Annotated in this window: 21 protein-coding genes; 11 read left to right on the top strand and 10 right to left on the bottom strand. The window is 73.3% G+C overall.

Annotated features, from left to right (window positions below):
- Positions 1-45: 45 nt before the first annotated feature.
- The gene (locus CLV43_RS36365) at positions 46-450 is read right to left on the bottom strand and encodes a hypothetical protein (RefSeq protein WP_146175035.1); all 405 of its coding nucleotides are present in this window, start codon (positions 448-450) and stop codon (positions 46-48) included.
- 313 nt (positions 451-763) lie between these two features.
- Here CLV43_RS36365 and CLV43_RS36360 point away from each other — a divergent pair, with 313 nt between their 5' ends.
- On the top strand, positions 764-1,567 hold the full coding sequence (locus tag CLV43_RS36360; RefSeq protein WP_106193278.1) for a hypothetical protein: 804 nt from the start codon (positions 764-766) through the stop codon (positions 1,565-1,567).
- 194 nt (positions 1,568-1,761) lie between these two features.
- Positions 1,762-2,598: an undecaprenyl-diphosphate phosphatase gene (locus tag CLV43_RS36355; RefSeq protein ID WP_106193276.1), complete on the top strand. Its 837-nt coding sequence runs from the start codon at positions 1,762-1,764 to the stop codon at positions 2,596-2,598.
- A gap of 4 nt (positions 2,599-2,602) precedes the next feature.
- Here CLV43_RS36355 and CLV43_RS36350 read toward each other — a convergent pair whose 3' ends face one another.
- Positions 2,603-3,667 carry a DUF4037 domain-containing protein gene (locus tag CLV43_RS36350; RefSeq protein ID WP_106193275.1) on the bottom strand — a complete coding sequence of 355 codons (1,065 nt, stop codon included), beginning with the start codon at positions 3,665-3,667 and terminating at the stop codon, positions 2,603-2,605.
- Positions 3,668-3,771: 104 nt separating this feature from the next.
- On the opposite strand from CLV43_RS36350, the gene CLV43_RS36345 reads away from it, so the two are divergent.
- The 7 genes from CLV43_RS36345 to CLV43_RS36315 all read left to right on the top strand — a co-directional run bounded on the left by CLV43_RS36345 (position 3,772) and on the right by CLV43_RS36315 (position 10,289).
- Positions 3,772-4,365 (top strand): ArsR/SmtB family transcription factor, encoded by a 594-nt coding sequence (locus CLV43_RS36345; RefSeq protein ID WP_211304716.1) that lies wholly within the window; start codon positions 3,772-3,774, stop codon positions 4,363-4,365.
- Positions 4,362-4,778 (top strand): VOC family protein, encoded by a 417-nt coding sequence (locus CLV43_RS36340; protein WP_281262193.1) that lies wholly within the window; start codon positions 4,362-4,364, stop codon positions 4,776-4,778. Before CLV43_RS36345 ends, CLV43_RS36340 begins: the two co-directional genes overlap by 4 nt.
- A gap of 4 nt (positions 4,779-4,782) precedes the next feature.
- Positions 4,783-5,517: an SRPBCC family protein gene (locus CLV43_RS36335; protein ID WP_106193273.1), complete on the top strand. Its 735-nt coding sequence runs from the start codon at positions 4,783-4,785 to the stop codon at positions 5,515-5,517.
- Between the two features lie 8 nt (positions 5,518-5,525).
- The gene (locus CLV43_RS36330; RefSeq protein WP_170156169.1) at positions 5,526-6,623 is read left to right on the top strand and encodes a glycosyltransferase family 4 protein; all 1,098 of its coding nucleotides are present in this window, start codon (positions 5,526-5,528) and stop codon (positions 6,621-6,623) included.
- 131 nt (positions 6,624-6,754) lie between these two features.
- Positions 6,755-7,279, top strand: coding sequence for a PadR family transcriptional regulator (locus CLV43_RS36325; RefSeq protein WP_106193269.1), 525 nt, complete (start codon positions 6,755-6,757; stop codon positions 7,277-7,279).
- Positions 7,276-7,953, top strand: coding sequence for an ABC transporter ATP-binding protein (locus CLV43_RS36320; protein ID WP_106193268.1), 678 nt, complete (start codon positions 7,276-7,278; stop codon positions 7,951-7,953). Before CLV43_RS36325 ends, CLV43_RS36320 begins: the two co-directional genes overlap by 4 nt.
- A complete protein-coding gene (locus CLV43_RS36315) occupies positions 7,950-10,289 on the top strand; it encodes an FtsX-like permease family protein (protein ID WP_106193266.1) in 2,340 nt (779 codons plus the stop codon). The genes CLV43_RS36320 and CLV43_RS36315 overlap by 4 nt, the downstream gene beginning before the upstream one ends.
- Before the next feature lie 60 nt (positions 10,290-10,349).
- On the opposite strand, the gene CLV43_RS36310 is transcribed toward CLV43_RS36315, so the two are convergent.
- The 5 genes from CLV43_RS36310 to CLV43_RS36295 form a co-directional block, all read right to left on the bottom strand.
- A complete protein-coding gene (locus CLV43_RS36310) occupies positions 10,350-10,808 on the bottom strand; it encodes a DUF2690 domain-containing protein (protein ID WP_170156168.1) in 459 nt (152 codons plus the stop codon).
- Between the two features lie 144 nt (positions 10,809-10,952).
- Entirely contained in the window at positions 10,953-11,813 is an 861-nt protein-coding gene (locus CLV43_RS36305) for a PhzF family phenazine biosynthesis protein (RefSeq protein WP_106193263.1), read from the bottom strand.
- A 22-nt stretch (positions 11,814-11,835) separates the two neighbouring features.
- Positions 11,836-12,495 (bottom strand): alpha/beta fold hydrolase, encoded by a 660-nt coding sequence (locus tag CLV43_RS47320; RefSeq protein WP_146175034.1) that lies wholly within the window; start codon positions 12,493-12,495, stop codon positions 11,836-11,838.
- The gene (locus tag CLV43_RS47315; RefSeq protein ID WP_146175033.1) at positions 12,492-13,091 is read right to left on the bottom strand and encodes a dihydrofolate reductase family protein; all 600 of its coding nucleotides are present in this window, start codon (positions 13,089-13,091) and stop codon (positions 12,492-12,494) included. Before CLV43_RS47315 ends, CLV43_RS47320 begins: the two co-directional genes overlap by 4 nt.
- A gap of 21 nt (positions 13,092-13,112) precedes the next feature.
- On the bottom strand, positions 13,113-14,291 hold the full coding sequence (locus CLV43_RS36295) for an FAD-dependent oxidoreductase (protein WP_106193261.1): 1,179 nt from the start codon (positions 14,289-14,291) through the stop codon (positions 13,113-13,115).
- Positions 14,292-14,361: 70 nt separating this feature from the next.
- Between CLV43_RS36295 and CLV43_RS36290 the strand changes: the two genes are divergently transcribed.
- A complete protein-coding gene (locus CLV43_RS36290) occupies positions 14,362-15,003 on the top strand; it encodes a TetR/AcrR family transcriptional regulator (protein WP_106193260.1) in 642 nt (213 codons plus the stop codon).
- An 8-nt stretch (positions 15,004-15,011) separates the two neighbouring features.
- On the top strand, positions 15,012-15,527 hold the full coding sequence (locus CLV43_RS36285) for a pyridoxamine 5'-phosphate oxidase family protein (RefSeq protein ID WP_106193258.1): 516 nt from the start codon (positions 15,012-15,014) through the stop codon (positions 15,525-15,527).
- 39 nt (positions 15,528-15,566) lie between these two features.
- Here the strand turns inward: CLV43_RS36285 and CLV43_RS36280 are convergent, their stop codons facing one another.
- The 3 genes from CLV43_RS36280 to CLV43_RS36270 form a co-directional block, all read right to left on the bottom strand.
- Positions 15,567-17,237, bottom strand: a complete 1,671-nt coding sequence (locus tag CLV43_RS36280) for a cation:proton antiporter (protein WP_106193256.1) — start codon at positions 17,235-17,237, stop codon at positions 15,567-15,569.
- 189 nt (positions 17,238-17,426) lie between these two features.
- Complete coding sequence (locus tag CLV43_RS36275; RefSeq protein WP_106193255.1) at positions 17,427-18,116, bottom strand: TetR/AcrR family transcriptional regulator; 690 nt, start codon at positions 18,114-18,116, stop codon at positions 17,427-17,429.
- A gap of 77 nt (positions 18,117-18,193) precedes the next feature.
- The gene (locus CLV43_RS36270; protein WP_106193253.1) at positions 18,194-18,889 is read right to left on the bottom strand and encodes a TetR/AcrR family transcriptional regulator; all 696 of its coding nucleotides are present in this window, start codon (positions 18,887-18,889) and stop codon (positions 18,194-18,196) included.
- Between the last annotated feature and the right edge of the window lie 98 nt (positions 18,890-18,987).

Here is an 18,987-nt window from a genome sequence, read left to right as displayed (position 1 = left end):
TCCGCCGCGGGAGCCGTGGCGGAGGGGCCGTTCGATCCGTTCCGGTCAGTTGTAGGCGGTGCACCCGATGGCGCCGGCGCTGATGTCCTTGCCGCAGGCGCGCCACGGCGACCCGAACGTGCCGACCGAGCCGCTGTTCGCCGAGGTCGCCCCCAAGGGCACGGTGCGCCACGCGGTCACCCGGCCCGACGCGTTCGTCACCCAGATCTCGTCGCCGGGGGTGGCCCCGGTGATCTGCCCGTGCCAGCCGTCGGAGCAGCTGAACAGGTGCACCAGCGCCGCGCCTGCGTGGACGGGGTTCACCGGCTGGCTGCACGCCGCGAACGGGTCGACGGGCGTCGCCCCCGGCGCGGCGGACGCGGCCGACGCGATGCCGAACAGGCTCGCGACGACCGCGCCGACGACCGCGAGCGATCCGGTCGTGGACAGGCGCTTCCTCGTGTCTCGCATGATCAGGATCCCCTTGCGCTCCACCGGCGGCCGTTCGCACGACCGTCGGGTGTGGACTCCTGCCCTGGCGGGGCCGGAGCGAGGCGGACTCCCCTGCTCCGCCTCGGCCACGAGAGTGGGCGCCCGATCGGACGGATCCGTTGCGGATTCCTGAACTCCCCTGGTCGCGGCCCCGCCGACCACCGTTCGAGAGCTCGCCGGTGCCTCGCGGGCGACTCCACCGACAACGGCGCCCACGACCCTGAAACGGCGGACGGCGTGGCGGCGATCATCCGGGGAGAACCGTCGACCCGCGTCCTGTGAGGCCTCCGCCATGACCGTCCAGCCCCAGCTCAGCCACCAGGTCGGGACCTACTTCCGCTACGCGCTGCCCGCGGGGTGGGCGGTGCAGGAGAACTCGAACCTCATCTGCCTGAACTCGCCCGACCAGCAGGCGGCGATCATGATGGTCGGGCTCGTCGGGATGTTCCAGCCGTTCTCCCCCGACCAGTTCCTCCAGTACGCCATGCAGATGCACGGGTTGCAGATCACCGCGTTCCACTCCGGACGGCCGGTGCCGCCCCCGCCCGGTGTCACGGCGTCCGGGCTGTTCGAGATCGGCTACGCCAGCGGCGGCGTGCACTGCCTCGCGGTCGCGGTCTCGCACGTGACCCACGGCTACGGGCAGTGCAACGCGACGATGACGTTCGCCGCCGCCCAGGTGCCGTCGTGGCCCGCCTACCGCGACTGGCTGCCCGACGTCGCCGCGCAGGTGACGCCCGCGGGGTCGCAGACGTTCATGGCGGGGGCGCTCGCGCGGCAGAACCTCGACAACTCCATCGCGCTCGGCAACAGGTTCCGCGAGGTGAACGACCACGGCGCGCGGCAGTGGCAGGAGGTCGTCGACCAGCGCTGGGCGTCCGACGACCGGCGCAACTCCGAGTTCCGGGAGGCGCTGGGCAACGTCGACACGCGGGTCAACCCGTACGACGGCAACCGCCCGGTGGAGCTGAGCACGCAGTACCGGTTCTACTGGGTGAACCGGCAGGGTGAGATCCGCGGCACCGACGACCCGAACTACGACCCTCGGGTGGGCGGCACCGGCGACTGGACGGCGATGCCGCGCTACCAGCGCTGACGTCCGGCCGTTCCCGCCGGGGCGCGGCCTTCCTCCTTTTCGGACATTCCACCGGAACCCGGTGCGCGGCGGGCGGGTTCCGCACCGCGGGCGGCCGTCGTCCGCGGCGGCTCGCTACCCTGCGCGCGATCTTCTTCATCCTGCTCCGGTGCCGACACCCCGGCACCGCGGTCCCCCTTGGAAAGGCAGCGCACGTGAGCGCGATCAGCATCGGACAAGCCGTGATCCTGGGAGTGGTCGAGGGGGTGACGGAGTTCCTCCCCGTGTCCTCCACCGGACACCTCAAGATCACCGAAGGGCTGATGGACATCCCGGTCGACGACAAGGCCGTCGTCGCGTTCACCGCCGTCATCCAGGTCGGCGCCATCGCCGCCGTGCTCGTGTACTTCTTCAAGGACATCGTCCGCATCGTCGGCGCCTGGGGCCGCGGCCTGGCCAACCGCGACCAGCGGCAGCACCACGACTACAAGTTCGCCTGGTGGGTCATCCTCGCCACCATCCCGATCGTGGTCGTGGGGCTGGCCGCCAAACCGCTCATCGAGGGCGCGCTGGCCTCGCTGTGGGTGGTGGCCGGGTCGCTGATCGTCGGCAGCGCACTGATGTGGGCGGCCGACCGGATGGGCAAGCGCACCCGCGGCGAGGCCGACACCACGTTCAAGGACGCCATGCTGGTCGGCTCCTCGCAGATCCTCGCCCTGCTCTTCCCCGGCTTCTCCCGCTCCGGCGCCACCATGTCCACCGGCCTCATCCTCGACCTCGACCGCGTCGCCGCCACCCGCCTGTCGTTCTTCCTCGGCATCCCCGCCCTCACCGGCGCGGGCCTCTACGAGCTCAAGGACGCCCTCGGCGCCGGCGTCGACACCGCACCACTGGTCGTCGGCACCCTCGTCTCCTTCGTCGTCGCCTACGCCTCCATCGCCTGGCTGCTCAAGTTCGTCGCCAACCACACCTTCAACGCCTTCGTCGTCTACCGCATCCTCATCGGCGTCCTGCTCTTCGCCCTGCTCGGCAGCGGTGTGCTCACCGCCTAGGCCGTCACAGGCCGGGGCCCGCGAGGTAGCGGCGGCGCCGGTCCGCGAACGCCCGGTCGGTGAGGTCGGTGCTGTCGACGTACTGGTCGACCGCGCCGACCGGGGGCAGCGCGCGGACGGCCGGGTCAGCGATCGTCGCGACGAGGGCGTCGGTGAAGCGGTGGGCGTCGAGGACGCGGAACGGCCGGTCGTGGAAGTAGCGGACCGCGACGTCCACCGGCTCGGTGAGGCCGAGCCCGTTGTGCAGCCCGGCGACGACCTCGTAGGCGGGCGAGAGGTGCCGCTCCCGTTCCGGCCAGCTCCGCGCCGCCAAGGCCCCCGACAGCAGCGGGGTCAGCTCCGCCGCGCACGGCAGGGCGGCGAAGGCGGTGCCCAGCCACTTGCCGTAGGGCGGGTACACGCGGTCCATCAGCAGGCACAGCCTCATCAGGTCGCGCACCTGGCGGGCGGCGACCACCGCGGAGCCCAGGTCGTCGCCGACCTCGCCGCAGCGGCCGACGAACGGCTCCTCCTGCGACAGCCGCGTCCACTGGGCGGCCAGGACGTGCCGCCACACGTCGTCGGGGTACCAGGCCAGCCGCTCCCGGTAGGGCTCCAGCAGGCCGAGCCCGTCGTGGAAGACCGCGCCACCGGTCAGCTCCCGCAGCACCTGGGTCGGGGTCATCAGCCACGCCGACGTCGTGAGGCCGTCCGCGGGGACCTCGCCGAGCTGACCCGCGAAGTACTCGTCCAGGTCCTCGACGTGCACCCAGTGCCGGGCGGGCGCGTCCGAGGGGAACGCGAAGCGGACCGGGTGACCGCGGAACTCGGCGGGCAGCTCGCGGTCGAGCAGGGCGTCCAGGTCGTCGGCGCGGGCCAGGAAGTCGTCGTGGTCCAGGAACAGCCGCAGCCGCGGCCCCCAGGCGTGGTCGGTGGACCGCTCCGTGTCGAACCCCTGCACGTCCGAGCCCCAACCGATCAACGCCGTCGAGTACGGCACGCCGGCCAGCGCCTTGGCCACGATCGGGGCGACGACCTCGTCGTGGAACAGCCCGGACAGCTCCAGACCGGGGAGGAACGCTCGTGTCACACGGGCACCCTGGCAGGTGTCCTGGCCGGAGCGCCATCGGGTTTCACCCCGTCGGGCGGGCGGGTCTCCTTGACAAGAAAAGTTGTCGGTGCGACGGTGTGCCGGTGCACGACGTGGCGGTGATCGACGATCCGGGTGCGGCCGAGGCCGCCCTCGACCCGGTGCGCGCCCGGCTGCTCGCGGAGCTGTCCGAACCCGGCTCGGCGACCACGCTGGCGCGCCGGGTCGGGCTGACCAGGCAGAAGGTCAACTACCACCTGCGCGCGCTGGAGCGGCACGGCCTGCTCGAACTGGTCGAGGAGCGGCGCAGGGGCAACCTGACCGAACGCGTGCTGCGGGCGACCGCGGCGTCGTACGTGATCTCGCCGACCGCGCTCGCCGCCGTCGCCCCCGACCCCGCCCGGTCCCCCGACCAGCTGTCCGCGCGCTGGCTGCTGGCCGTGGCCGCGCGGCTGGTGCGCGACGTGGGCGACCTGGTCACCGGAGCGGCCAGGGTCCGCAAGCGGGTCGCGACGTTCGCCATGGCGGGCGAGGTCCGGTTCGGCTCCGCGGCCGACCGCGCCGCGTTCGCCGAGGAGCTCGCCGGGGCCGTGACGTCGCTGATCGCCAAGTACCACGACGAGTCCGCGCCGGGTGGCAGGTCGCACCGGGTCGTGGTCGCCGTGCACCCGACGGTTCGACAGGAGGAGACGACATGAGCGTGTTCGTTCCGGTGACCAGCATCCCGGTGGACGACCAGGAGAAGGCCCTGGCGTTCTACACCGGGGCGCTGGGCCTCGTGAAGAAGACCGACATCCCGGTGGGCGAGGCCAAGTGGCTGACCGTCGTGTCGCCCGACGCCCCGGACGGCGTCGAACTGCTGCTGGAGCCCGACGGCAACCCCGGCATCCAGATCGACGGCAAGCCAGCCGCGCAGGTGTACAAGAAGGTCCTCTACGACGCGGGCGTGCCGTACACCATGCTCGGCACCACGGACCTGGACAAGGACTACCAGCGGATGAAGGAGCACGGCGTCCGGTTCACCCAGGAGCCGACGAAGACCGACTTCGGCGCGATGGCCGTGTTCGACGACACCTGCGGCAACCTCATCGTCCTCACCCAGCAGGGCTGACCGCGTGGACGAGCGCCGCGACCTGGCGAAGGAGGTCGAGCTCACCGCCACCCCGGAGCAGGTGTGGCGGGCGATCTCCACCCCCGAGGGCATGTCGGTGTGGTTCGTGCCGCACGAGCAGGTGGACGGCGACGTCGAGGCGGACTTCGGCGGCGGCAACACCGAGTCCGGGCGGGCCCTGGAGGTCGAGCCGGGCAGGCGCGTCGTCTACGGCGCTCCCGGACCGGACGGCGTGCCGCCGATGACGATGGAGTTCCTGGTCGAGGGCAAGGAGGGCGGCACCACCGTGCTCCGCCTCGTCCAGAGCGGGTTCTTCGGCGACGACTGGGAGGCCGAGTACGACGGCTTCGGCCGCGGCTGGGACATGTTCCTGCACAACCTCGTCGAGTACTTCCGGCACTTCGCGGGGCTGCCGGTGGCCAACGTGGTCGCGTTCGCGTTCACCACCCGGCCCGGCGGCGCCGTGTGGGAAGACCTGGTCGCCCGGCTCGGCGCCCACCCCGCGCTCGGCGAGCGGGTGCGCCTCACCCCGGACGGTCTCGAGCCGATCGAGGGCGTGGTGGACCTGCGCGACGACGCGCTGCTGGGCATCCGCACCGAGCACGGCTTCTACCGCTTCGTGGTCGACGACGGGCACCACATGGTGACCACGAGCCAGTACTTCTACGGCGTCCCCGTGGACCGCGCGGCGCGCACGGCCGCCTGGCAGTCCTGGCTCGAACAGCTCGCGGGAGGATGACCGGGGCCATGCGGGTCACGTTCGTCCTGCCGGTGTTCTCCAGGCTGCCCAGCGGCGGTTTCCGGGTGGTGTACGAGTACGCGAACCGGCTCACCCGGCGGGGCCACCAGGTGACCGTCGTGCACGAGCAGTGGTACGAGGGCCCGCACCGGCCGGTGAAGCACCTGTACGAGATCGCGCGGGACCGCTGGCACACCCGGCGGCCCGACGGCCTGTCCCGGTGGCTGCGGTGGATGGCGGTCGACGCGGGCGTCCGGATGACCATGGTCCGCAGGTTCGACGCCGCCCTGCTGCCCGATGCCGACGTCGTCGTGGCCACCTACTGGACCACCGCCCGCCTGCTCTCCGGCATCTCCGCGCGGCAGGGCAGTCCCGTGCACCTCGTGCAGGGCTACGAGGTCTGGGGCGTCGACGACCCGTCCCAGGTGGACGACGTGCTGCGCTCGGAGCTGCCCAAGGTCGTGGTGTCCGACTACCTGGCGGGGCTGCTGCACGACCTCGGCGTGCCCCGCGAACGGGTGTCGGTCGTCCACAACGGACTCGACCACGCCGCCTACCGACCGCCCGAACCGGACGGACCGCGCGGCCCGAGCGTCAGCCTCCTGGTGGGATCGGGACCGCAGAAGGGCTCCGCCACCGCCGTCGCCGCCCTGGAACGCGTCCGCGAGCAGCACCCGGACCTCGTCGTGAACGCCTTCGGCCCCGAGAAGCGCCCCGCCCTGCTCCCCCGCTGGATCCGGTACGCACGGGCCCGCAACGGCCGCGAGCAGGCAGGGCCCGCCTACCGCGCGAGCGCGATCCACCTGTGCGCCTCCGTGCAGGAGGGGTGGGGGTTCCCGGTCGCGGAGGCCATGGCGTGCGGCACGGCGGTGGTGAGCACCCGCAACGGCGGGGTCGAGGACTTCTGCGTCGACGGCCGCGACTCGCTGCTGGTCGACGTCGGCGACGCCACCAACATGGCCGCCGCCGTCCTGCGCCTCCTGGACGACCCGGACCTGCGCGGACGGCTGGTCGAGGAGGGGCTGCGGACCGCCGCGACCATGGACTGGGACACCGCCACCGACTCGTTCCTCCACGCCCTGGAATCCGCCGCGGCGGACCGGTGACCACGGCGTCCGAGGCGTAGGCACCAGAGCGTTCCAGCTCGAGAATCGCCCCCCACCCGGAAAACACCTGCTCACCCACCCCCGCACCCGAGTACACGCTGTGCGTATACGCGATGTGTATAGTGCCTCGCATGTCAATCGGACACTCACTGCTGGGCCTGCTCCGGCAAGAGCCACGACACGGGTACGACCTGAAGCGGGCGTACGACGACCACTTCGGGCAAGGGCGGGTGTTGCCGTACGGGCAGGTGTACGCGACCTTGTCGCGGCTGCTGAAGAACGGGCTGATCGAGGAGAGCGGGGTGCGGCCGGGGAACGGGCCGGACCGGAAGCGGTACGCGATCACGGCCGACGGGGTCACGGACGTGGACCAGTGGCTGGGGCGGCCGGAGAAGCCGGAGCTGTACCTGCAGAGCACCCTGTACTCGAAGGTCGTGATCGCGCTGATGGCGGGACTCGACGCGAGCGAGGTGGTGGACACCCAGCGCGCGGCGCACCTGCGGAGCATGCGCGAGCTGACCGCCCGCAAGCGGGAGGGCGACCTCGCGGACAAGCTGATCTGCGACCACGCCCTGTTCCACCTCGACGCGGACCTGCGCTGGCTGGAGCTCACCGAGGCCCGGCTCGCCGACCTGGGGAAGCTGGTGCGGCCATGACCGGGGCACTGCTGGAGGCCAAGGGGGTCGTGAAGGCGTTCGGCCCGACCGCGGCGCTGGCCGGGGCCGACCTGGCGATCGGCGCGGGCGAGGTCGTGGCGGTGATGGGGCCGTCCGGGTCCGGCAAGTCCACGCTGCTGCACTGCCTGGCGGGCATCATCGCCCCCGACTCGGGCACCGTCACCTATGACGGCCGCGACCTGGGTGGCATGGCCGACGTCCCGCGCAGCGCGTTGCGCCGCACCGAGTTCGGCTTCGTCTTCCAGTTCGGCCAGCTCGTGCCCGAGCTGACCTGCGTGGAGAACGTCGCCCTCCCGCTGCGGCTCGACGGCCGCAGGCGCCGCAAGGCCGAGGCCCAGGCGCGCGAGTGGCTGGTACGGCTGGAGGTCGAGGAGCTAGCCGACAAGCGGCCCGGCGAGGTGTCCGGTGGGCAGGGGCAGCGGGTCGCCATCGCACGGGCGCTGGTCAGCGGTCCGCGGGTGATCTTCGCCGACGAGCCGACCGGCGCGCTGGACTCGTTCACCGGCGAGCGGGTGATGGACCTGATGACGCAGGCCGTGCGGGACACCGGCGCCGCCGTCGTCCTGGTCACCCACGAGGCGAGGGTCGCCGCGTACGCGGACCGCGAGGTCGTCGTGCGCGACGGCCGCACCAGGGAGGTGGCGCTCGCATGAGGGTCGGGCAGTGGGTGAACGACCTGGCCATCGGCGTCCGGCTCGCCATCGGGGGCGGCAGGTCCGCGATGGTCAGGCTCGCGCTGGGCACGATCGGCGTCGCGGTGGCGGTCGTGGCGCTGCTGGGAGCCGCGTCCACCACCACCGTCCTGGAGGACAGCCAGCAACGCCGCACGGCCGACGAGCTGGTCACCACCAGGACGGACGGGCAGCGGCCCGCGGGGCTCTACGGGTGGACCGACAAGGGCTCGTTCCGCGGCGAGGAGGTCGTCGTCACCTACCTCTACGCGACCGCGGCGGGCGACCACCCGTTGCCGCCGGGGACCGACCGGCTGCCCGGACCGGGTGAGGTGGTGCTCTCCCCCGCGCTGGCCCGGTTGCTGGACTCCCCGCAGGGCGAGCTGCTGCGGCCGCGGTTCACCGGGAAGCGGGTGGGCGAGCTGCCCAAGGTCGTGCTGGGCGAGCCGACCTCCCTCAAGGCCTACGTCGGCGCGGACGCCTCGCTGGTCGACCCGTCGACCAGCGCCGAACGCGTCGAGCGCTTCGGCGTGGCGCAGGGTCCAGGAGGAGGAGGCGGTGAGCGGCCGCCGCAGCTGATGCTGCTCGCGCTGCTCGGCGCGGTGGTGCTGCTGCTGCCGGTGTTCACGTTCGTGGCCACCACCGCCCGGATCGCGGGCGCCCAGCGCGACCGCAGGCTCTCCGCGCTGCGGCTGGTCGGCTCCGACTCCCGCCAGGTGCACCGGATCGCCGCGGCGGAGTCGCTGGTGAGCGCGGTGGCCGGGCTCGTGGTGGGCACGGCGGCGTTCCTGGTGGTGCGCGAGCTCATCGAGGGCGTGGAGCTGTTCGGCACGAGCTTCTACGCGAGCGACCTCACCCCCGACCTGCTGGGAGCCTCGCTGGTCGTGCTCGCCGTCCCGGCGGTGTCGCTGCTCGCGACGCTGGCCGCGCTGCGCCGCACGATCGTCGAGCCGCTCGGCGTGGTGCGCCAGGGCAAACCGGTGCGCAGGCGGGTGTGGTGGCGGCTGCTGCTGGTCGCGGCGGGCGTCGGGCTGATGGTCGCCGCCGGGTCGATGGACCCCGACAACACCGACTCCACGACCGTGGTCGTCCTCGGCTCCGCACTGCTCCTGATCGGCGTGCCGGTGATGCTGCCGTGGCTGGTCGAACGCGTCTCCGGGCGCATCCGCGGCGGGGCGCCGTCCTGGCAGCTGGCGATCCGGCGCCTCCAGCTCGACAGCGGCACGTCCGCACGGGTCGTCGGCGGGATCGCGGTGGTGCTCACCGGGGCGATCGCCCTGCTCACCGTGCTGACGGTGGTGGCCGACCAGGCGCGCGCCGAGGCACCCGGCTCGCCGTCGTCGACCCTGCTGGCCTCGGTCGACGCGAAGGTGCTCGACGACGTCCTGGCCCGCTTGGCCACCACGCCCGCGGTGGGCGAGGTGCGCGCCACGCGCCTGGTCGAGGCCTACCCGGCCGGGTCCGGGCAGTCGTCCCCCGACAGCGTCCTGGTCGCGGACTGCGCCGTCATCACCCGGCTGACCACCACCCGCGAGTGCACCGACGGACAGGCGTTCGCGGTGGCGGGCACGGTGCTGCGTCCCGGTTCCCCGGCGGAGTTCCGGCACTCCCGCGGCGACAGGTCGGACTTCGAGGTGGTCGGCACGTGGACCGTGCCCGACCGGCTCGACCAGACCGAGCTGGCACCACCCGCCTCCGGCACGGCGGCGGGCAGCGGACCGGCTTCCTCCTCGCGGGCGACGATCATCGCCACGCCGGGCGCGATCCCCGACCTCCCCGCCGACGTCGGCGCCACCGTGCAGGCCCAGGTGGACCGCCCCACCGCCGACCAGCTGGAGCAGATCCGCAACGCCTTCGCCGCGCACCCGTGGCAGACGTTCGTCTACCCCGGCGGGCCGTTCGAGCGGATCGTGGAGCAGCAGTCCATGGGCGCGTTGCAGGACGCGCTCTACACCGGCTCGACGGTCACGCTGCTGGTCGCCGGGCTGAGCCTGCTGGTGCTCGCGTTCGAGCAGATCCAGGAACGCCGCAAGCCCCTGGCGATGCTCGTCGCCAGCGGCGTCGGCCTCGGCGTGCTCGCCCGTTCCCTGCTCTGGCAGGTGGCGGTGCCGATCGTGCTCGGTGTCGCGGTCGCGGTGCTCACCGGACTCGGCATGGCGACGCTGGTCCTGCGCATGCTGGACCTGCCGCTCACCGTCGACTGGCCCAGCGTGGCCGCCCTCTCCGGCGGCGCGGCGCTGGTGACCCTCGCGGTCACCGCGATGACGCTGCCGTTCCTGCGAGGCGTCACCAAGGTGACCTCGCTGCGCGCGGAGTAGTCCGCGCGGACGTGCCGCCGGGACCCCTCGCCCCGGCGGCACGTCAGGCGGGTGGAGCCGTCAGCAGAGCCGGACGTTGCCGGTGGCGGGGTCACCGTTGCCGACGCGCTGCACCCAGTAGGTGACGCACGTGCTGCCGGGCGCGTAGACCTGCGGGGTCCAGTGCGACCCGCCGCTCCCGGTCTGCTGGCCGCCGACGGCACCGCCACCCCAGTCGGACCTGATGACCATGTACACCGTGCCGTTCAGCGCGGGCACCCGCACCCAGTTGGTGCCGCAGGCGGCCGAGTAGCGGATCTCGTAGAAGATCCCGCCGACCGTGCCGCTGGTGATGGTCGTCGCGTTCGCCGCGCACCCGGTGTTGAGCGGGTCGGTGTTGTGGTGCTCGGGACCCGCCACGGCCGCACCGGTGGACAGGGCGAGCATCCCCGCGACCGCGGTCAGCAGCACCGCGACCCTTCTCGCGAGGCTCCTCGGTCGGGGTGCCGGTGAGCTGGGGCCGATCTCGTGGCGACTCATGCTGCCTCCGTGGTCCGTCCTGCGGTTCGAGCGGTCGCCCCCAATGCTCGCCATCCGCCAGGACGCCCGACATCGCCCGCGGGATGAGCCGCGCGGGCCGGGAGGTCCCCCTCGGGGTGAGGCCGCCCCGTCGTCAGCGGCTCCTCACAGCTCCACCCGGCCGCCCAGCCACACGCCGTCGATCCCGCCGTCGCGCACGGCGAACCGCAGCACGATCTCCGACGGCCGTCCCATCGCCCGCCCCTGCCGCACCCGGATCGGGCGGTCGTCCCGCGCGACCAGGCCCGCCTCCAGCAGGCCGAAGGACAACGCCGCGGCGGCGATGCCGGTGGCGGCGTCCTCGGGGTAACCCGACGAACGGGGGAACTGGCGGGCGTCGAACACCTGGTTGTCCGGGTCGGACGGGACGTAGGGGTAGAGGCCGGTCGAGCCGAGCAGGTCGCAGACCTCGGTCAGCCGGGCGAAGTCGGGACGCAGTCCGTCCAGGACGGACGGTGTCACGACCGGCACGAGGGTCTTGACCCGGCTCGTGGCGGCGTTGCGGATCGGGTGCGGTGCGAGCTGGTCGGCGGTGAGCCCGAGTGCGGCGAGGATCGACGGCACCACCCCGTCGTCCACGGGGTCGACGCGGCCGGGTGGTTGGTCGATCTCGACGGTGCGGTCGTCGGCTGGCCCGGTGAGGCGGGCGGTCACGGGGCCGCTCCGGGTGTGGAACACCACCTCGTCACCGTCGAGCCCGCCCAGGCGGTCGAGCAGCCAGGCAGCACCGACGGTGGCGTGGCCGCACATGGACATCTCGTGGTTGGGTACCCAGAAGCGCAGCGCGTGGTCGCAGCCGCTGCCCGGCGGGGCGGGCAGGACGAAGCCGCTCTCGTGGCCGTGCTGCCGGGCGAGCGCCCGCATGTCGGTGTCGGCGACACCGTCGGCGTCGATCATGATCGGCGCCGGGTTGCCGCCGCCGGGGCCCGCGGGGAAGACGCGGACGACGTGCACGGACGGGGTCATCGGGTGGTCGGCTCCAGTGCTGTCAGGGGGTGGCCAGGAAGGGCGTGGTGGCGGCGAGCCAGGCCTCGGGCGCGGTCGAGTGGACGCGGTGGCCCGTGTCGAGCCGGACGACGGTCGCGTCCGGGATCGCGCGCGCCACGAGGTCGTGGCGCGACTGGTCGAGGTGGCTCTTCGGCCCGCCCGCGAGCAGGAGGGTGGGCGCGGTGACCGACGCCAGCCCCTCCCACCACCGCGGCCGCGGCTCCCGGAGCTCGGCGACGACCTCCCGGACCACCGCAGGGTCCACCCGGCCACGGCCCAGGAACCCCGCTAGGGCGTGTGCCACCGCGGGGATCCGCCGCCGCGACGGTGGCCCGTCGGCCCCGTCGCGCGGCGGCACGGGCATCTCCTCCAGCACCAGCCGGTCCACCCGGTCGGGCGCCCCGGCCGCGACCGTCGTGGCGACGAAGGCCCCGAGGGAGTGCCCGACGAGGGTGACCCGGTCCAGTCCGCGCCGGTCGAGGTCGTGCAGGACGGCGTCGCGGAAGGCGTCGAGCGGGTAGGTCGGCCGCCGGTCCGCCGCGTGGTGCCCGAGCAGCGGCGGGCAGTGGACGCGGTGGCCGAGCGCGCCGAGCACGGGCGCCACCGTCGTCCAGGTGTCCGGGCCGCTGCCCGCGGCGTGCAGGCAGACCAGCTCGCTCACGACGGCTTGCGGGTGTAGCGCAGGTGGGTGATCACGGGCGTGGCGCGGCCGTCGACCTGGACGAGGTCGGTGGGCGCGACGCCCTCGAAGAGCCGTTCGCCCCGTCCGAACAGGACCGGCGCCACGTGCAGGCGCAGCTCGTCGACCAGTCCCGCGGCCAGGTACTGGTTGGCCGTCGCCGCCCCTCCCGCGATCGACACCGGGCGGTCGCCCGCGGCCTCCTGGGCCCGGTCCAGCGCCTCGGTGATGCCGCCGGTGACGAAGTGGAAGGTCGTCCCGCCCTCCATCGGGATCGGCTCGTGGGCGTGGTGGGACAGCACGAACACCGGCCCGTGGTAGGGCGGCTCGGCTCCCCACCAGCCGGTCCAGTCCGCGGCCCACGGCCCCTGCCCCGGTCCGGCGAACATGTTGCGGCCCATGATGAACGCGCCCGCGTCGACGATGGCGGCGATCTCCTGGACGTGCGCCTCCGGCTCGTCGAACTTCCACCGGTGCAGCTTGATCCCGCCCTCGCCCAACGGGGTCTCCGGCGTCTGGTCGGGCCCTGCCAGGTAGCCGTCCAACGAGATCGCGAGGTCGCAGTACACCGTGCCCATGAGTACGTCCGTCCTGCCCCGTCAGGGGGCGTCAGTCGACCGGTCCGCGGCGGCGGCCGGCACCGGCGGGGTCGTGCCGAACAGCCGCGCCGCCCGGCGCAGCGAGTCGGCGACGACCTCCTTGGCGTGCCCGATCATCTCCTGTTCGTACCGGGCCAGCGCCTCGACAAGCCGACCGCCCCCGCACAACGCCGCGGTGAGCAGGGCGGCGTCGTGCAGGGCGGTGTTCGCCCCGGCACCGGCGGCCGGCGTCATCGGGTGGATCGCATCACCGAGCAGCGTGACCCGGCCGGTGCGCCACGGGTCGATCCGGGTGCACGAGCGCAGGGTGATCGGGAACGCCGAAGCGGTGTCCGCCGCGGCGACGAGCTCGCGGATCGACGGGTGCCACCCCTCCGTCCCCGCCACCACGACCTGCCACAACGCGTCCCGGTCGAGCGCGAACAGCTCGTCGTCGGAGTGGCCCAGCGCCTCCGGGGTGCCGGTGAACACGACCATCAGGTAGTCGCCGTACTCCGCGGGCGGTTCGCGGAACAGCACGGGGGCGAACGCGGCGCCGCGCCCGGAACCGTCCGAGGCGAAGCAGAAGCCGCGCAGGAACGCGTCCGGGACGCGGGCGCGCACGGCGTCGGTCAGCGGCACCTTGCCGTACACGCACCGGATCCCGATGTCGACGACCTCGAAGTCCGGCAGCAGCCGCGCCCGCACCCGCGACCCCACGCCGTCCGCGCCGACGAGCACGTCGGCCGTCGTGGTCCGACCGTCGGCGAAGCGGACCTCCACCCGGCCGTCCCCCATCTCGGTGTAGTCGACGAACTCGTGTCCGAAGTGGACGACGTCGTCCAGACCGGTCATCAGCGCACGGCGGAACGCGAACCGGTCGACGGCGTTGACGGCGTCCGGGTCGGTCACCGGGAAGGTCTGCTCGAACAGCGGGGTGAGCCCGCTGTCGAACCCCGCGAGGAGGTCGCCGGGGTGGCAGGCGGTCTCGACCACCCGCCCGCGCACCTCCGCGGGCAGCACCTCGGCCAGCGCCCGTCCACCGGTGGCGTCGAGGTGGATCCGGTACCCCTGGTCGCGCTGCCGCGGACCGGGGTCCCGCTCGTACACCCGCACGCGGACACCGTTGGCGACCAGTCCCTGCGCCAGCGCGAGTCCCCCGACACCCGCGCCCACGACCACCACCTCGAGCCCGTCCATGGCCACCCCCCTCAATCAACCATACGGTTGACAATATCACCTGTCCGGATGACACGGCTATAGTGCGCGCATGACCGACAAGGCGGCCCCGCGCCGCTCGCCGGAGCCGGGCGACCGGCAGCGCGACGCCGAGCGCACCAGGCACGTCCTGCTGGAGGCCGCCGTGGCCGAGTTCTCGGCGCACGGCTTCAGCGGTGCGCGCGTCGGCGACATCGCCGCCAGGGCCGGGGTCAACAAGCAGCTGATCTCCTACTACTTCGGCGGCAAACAGGGGCTGTTCGACGCCATCAGCGACCGGTGGCGCCGCGACGAGCAGGGGCTCGCGGGCCCGGACACCCAGCTGTCGGAGGTCGTGCGCGAGTACGCCCGGCAGAGCGCCCGCTCCCCCGACCTGACCCGGCTGGTGCTGCGGCAGGGCATCGACGGCACGGGTGGCAGCGCGGGCGAGGAGGAGGCGCTGCGGGCGCGGTTCCGCGAGGTGGCGGCGGACTTCGGACGGCGGCGGGACGCGGGTGAGCTCGCCGCCGACCTCGACCCGGCGTCGGTCGGGCTGGCCCTCTTCGCGATGGCCGCCGCCCCGGTGGGCTTCCCGCACATCGCCCGCGCCCTCGGTCTCGACGTGGACGCCCCGGACTTCGGCGAGCGGTACGCCGCCCAGGTCGCGCGGATCGTGTCGCTGCTCGCCGACGGGGAGCGGCGACCACCCCGGTAAGGTGACCCATGCCCGTGACGAACCCCTGGCTCGCAGGTCCCGCCCCCACCCGGCGCCTCGACCACGACCGGCTGTCCGAACGCATCCTCAACCTGCTGTCGTCGCAGAACATGTGCGTGCTCGCCACCACCGGTCCGGACGGTCCGCTGGCGACCCCGGTCCGCTACCACCACCTCGACTTCACGCTCATGTTCACCGCGGCGCCGCGGTCGCCGAAGATGCGCAACATCGCCGCGGACCCCCGCGCCTCGCTCGGCGTCTTCGCACCGCTGGTGGGGCAGGCCAGCAGCCGCGGCGCGCAGGTGTTCGGCGAGGCCCGGCTGCTCGACCGGGGCGACGAGGGGTTCGAGCACCACTGGTCGGCGTTCCGCTGGCAGTCCGACCACGTCGAGCGCTCGCTGCCGCTGGACGAGCCGCCCGCGGGCCCGCTGGTGGTCGTCGAGGCGACCAGGATCGTCTACACCGAACACTGGCTGCGCCGCGACGGCTTCGCCCCGCGCCAGTTCTGGCGCCCGGCGACCTGAGCCCTCCAGGCCCGTGGGCGGCCGGGACCGGGCCCGGTGTCAGCCCGCGAGCTTGCCGCGCATCTCCAGGGCGATCTGCGACGCGTCGAGGTTGGCCAGCGCGGTGGCCAGGACGTCCGCGTCGAACGTGCCGTTGTCGCGGGCGTCGAGCAGCGCCGACCGCTGCGCCGCGATGACGTCGAGCCGGTGCCGCTTCGCGACCGAGAACCCCTCCGGCGTCGGGTCGCCGGAGGGGCGGGGAGCGTCCGGCACGGTCTGCGCGCTCGTCTTCAGCAGGTCCATGATCCGGGTGCGCTCGGCGGTGGCCTGCCCGTCCTGCGCCGGGTCGTCCGCCTTGGGCGTGAGGAGTCGGAGCAGAGGGCCGATGGTGCCGCCCTGGACGGCCAGGGACATCGCCGCGACGGCGAACGCGACGAGCACGAGGACAGAGCGCTGCGGGGTGTCCTCGGGCAGCGTCTGCGCCGCGGCGACGGTCACCGCGCCGCGCATGCCCGCCCACACGACCGCGGTGCCCTCGCGCCACCCGAGCGGCTCGCGCAGGAAGTACTCGATGTCGGCGAGCACCCGCGTGAGCCGCAGCGCGAACCGGTCCAGCTCCCGCTCCGACACCGACCTCCGGCGGGGGCTCACCTGCCGGTAGGTCTCCTGCTTGCCCTCCGGCGTGCCCATGCGCTCCCGCATGTCCTGCACCTTGGTCTGCATCCTCTCGCCGCGCCGGGAGCGGGCGGCGAGGATGCCGAGCAGCGGGGCGATGTACGCCGCGCGCACCACGATCGTCAGGGCGAGGGCTCCCGCGGCGACGAGCACGGCGGTACCGACCCCGGCGTGGTCGTGCTCGACGTCGGCCAGGACCGACTTGATCTGCACGCCCATCGTCAGGAACACCGCGCCCTCCAGGACCAGCTCGACCGTGCGCCAGTTCTGCCAGTCCGACAGGCGGTTCTGCGGCGAGAGGTCGCGCGGCGCGCGCACCCCCGTGACCAGACCGGCGACCACGGCCGCGACCAGACCCGACGCCCCGAGGAGCCCGGCGGGCACGGCGGCGGCGAACGGCACGGCGAACGAGATGACGGTGTTGACGGCCGGGTCCGCCACCCGCTTGCGGACCGCCAGGTTGAGCCACCCGACGAGGCCGCCGACGACGACCGCGACCACGACCGAGTAGGCGAACGTGCCGACCGCGCCCCAGAACGAGAACGTCGCGGCCGTCGCGACGATCGCGGTGCGCAGCAGCACGAGCGCGGTCGCGTCGTTGAGCAGGCTCTCCCCGTCGAGCATCGCCACGACCCGTTTGGACACCGGTGCCTGCTTGACGATCGACGTCGCCACCGCGTCGGTCGGGCTGACGATCGCGCCGAGCGCCACGCCCCACGCGAAGCCGAGGCCGGGGATGACGAGCGTGAAGAACAGGCCGAGCAGGAGCGCGCTGCCGACCACCAGGACGACGGACAGGCCGCTGATGGCCCCGAACTCGCGGCGGAAGTTCATCGCGGGCATCGACACCGCGGACGAGTAGAGCAGCGGCGGCAGGACGCCCTCGATGATCCACTCGGGATCGACGTGCACCGACTCGAACACCGGCAGGAAGCTCGCGGCGACGCCGATCGCGACGAGCACCAGCGGTGCCGCGATCCGCAGGCGCGGGCCGACGAGGGTCGCGGCGGCGATCACCACGAACGCGGTCACGATCACGACGAGCAGTTCGGTCACGCGCCCCAGCCTGGCAGCACCACCGCGTCCTCGCGCGCGTCCGGGCGTGGTGTCGGCGTGTCCCCCGGCCCGCGACCGTGCCGAGTGGAGGGTCCGCGGAGCGGGGAGACCGCCTGCCGTGGTCGCACCACCGGGAAGGAGCCCTCGGCCCGGCCGGACCGTCCACTCGGCACGATCCCGGCCGGTGCGTCAGCCCGCCAGGCCGCGGACGACGTTGTCGATCTCCAGGTCGAGCAGCCGCCGCGCCTCGATCGTGGAGTTCTCGAAGACCCCGGAGAGCTCCAGGCTGATGATCCCGTGCGCGCGCGTCCAGATCAGGATCGCCGCGGCGGCCGCGCCCGCCGAGGACTCGGGCATCCGCTTCGAGGAGACCCAGTGGGTCAGCTGCCCGTCCAGCGTGCGGTCGCCGCTGGTGGAGCCCGGCGCGTCGCCCTGGATGGCCACCAGCAGGTCGACGAGCATCGCCATCCCCTGGTGCATCGGGGTCTCCACGCTCTTGCCCGCGAGCACGTTGTCGTCGCGGTCGGAGAACAGCATCCCGTAGCGCCGCCGGTGGCTCAGCGCCCAGTCGCGGTACGCGGCGACCAGCACCCCCACGAGCGTGCGCGGCACCTGCGCGGCAGCTTCCACCGCCGTGGTCATCGCCGCCGTCAGCTGCTCGTAGGACAGCAGGATCAGGTGCGCGAGCAGGGCGTCCCGCGAGGGGAAGTAGCGGTACACCGCGGGCGCGGACATCGCCATGCTCCTGGCGAGCGCGGCGATCGACAGCGCGTGCACGCCGTCCGCGTCGATGATCGCGAACGACGAGTCCACGATCTCCTGGAGCGTCTGGGCCCGCAGCCGCTCGCGCCGGTTCATCACGGGTGCCTGGTCGCTCATCGTCGCATCGTAACGGCCCGTGCGAGGCGGGACGGGTATCGCGTAGTGCTACGCCCCGTAGCGCTGGGATCGGATGGTCACGCCGTGGCGCGGTACCGGTGGCCCAGTCCGGCGAGCATCGCGTCGACCTCGCCCTGGTAGAGCAGGGCCGGGTCGATCCCGGTGGCCGTCAGGTGGGCGCCCAGCTCCAGGCTGATCAGGCCGTGCAGCCTGCTCCACCAGACCAGCCCGAAGCGCAGCACCTCGACCGGGAGGTCGGTCCGGTCGCCGCCGCTCCAGACCCGGATCTGCCGCGCCAGCTCGGGCGGGACCGGCTCGGTCGACGGCTGCCCGCCCTCGGTGACCACGGCGAGCAGCACGCCCATGCTCCGCTGCGCGGCCGGTGCGACCCGGTCGTCCACGGGGGCGCGGTCCGCACCGTGGGCGGGCCCGTAGGCGAGGCGGTAGGCGTGCGGGTTGGCCAAAGCCCAGTCCCGGTAGGCGTTCGCGACCGAGCGGACCCGTCCCGCGGGCGAGGCGACCCGGCCCGCGGCCGCCTCCAGCACGTCGGCCAGCTCCAGGTGGACGTCCACGGCCAGCTCGGCGATCAGCTCGTCGCGGCTGCCGAAGTAGCGGTACAGCGCCGCCGTGGACATGCCCATGCTGCGGCCGACCCCGTTGAGCGACAACAGCTCGGAGCCGACCTCGCGGACCTGGGCCATCGCCGTCGCCTTGATCTCCGCCACCGTCTGGCGCCGGATCCTCTCGCGCCGGTTCGGCCGGTGATCGGTCATCGGGCCACCTCATCTCGAGCAACGGGTTGACACAGTATGACACATCGATACATAGTTACGGTCATTAACTCAGCGACGCATCGTCACGCAAGGCCCGA

It is taken from the genome of Umezawaea tangerina (genome assembly GCF_003002815.1).
In the GTDB taxonomy this organism is placed as follows: Bacteria; Actinomycetota; Actinomycetes; order Mycobacteriales; family Pseudonocardiaceae; genus Umezawaea; species Umezawaea tangerina.
The sequence above is the reverse complement of the archived record's forward strand: the minus strand, read 5'-3'. Positions and strand labels throughout refer to the sequence as shown.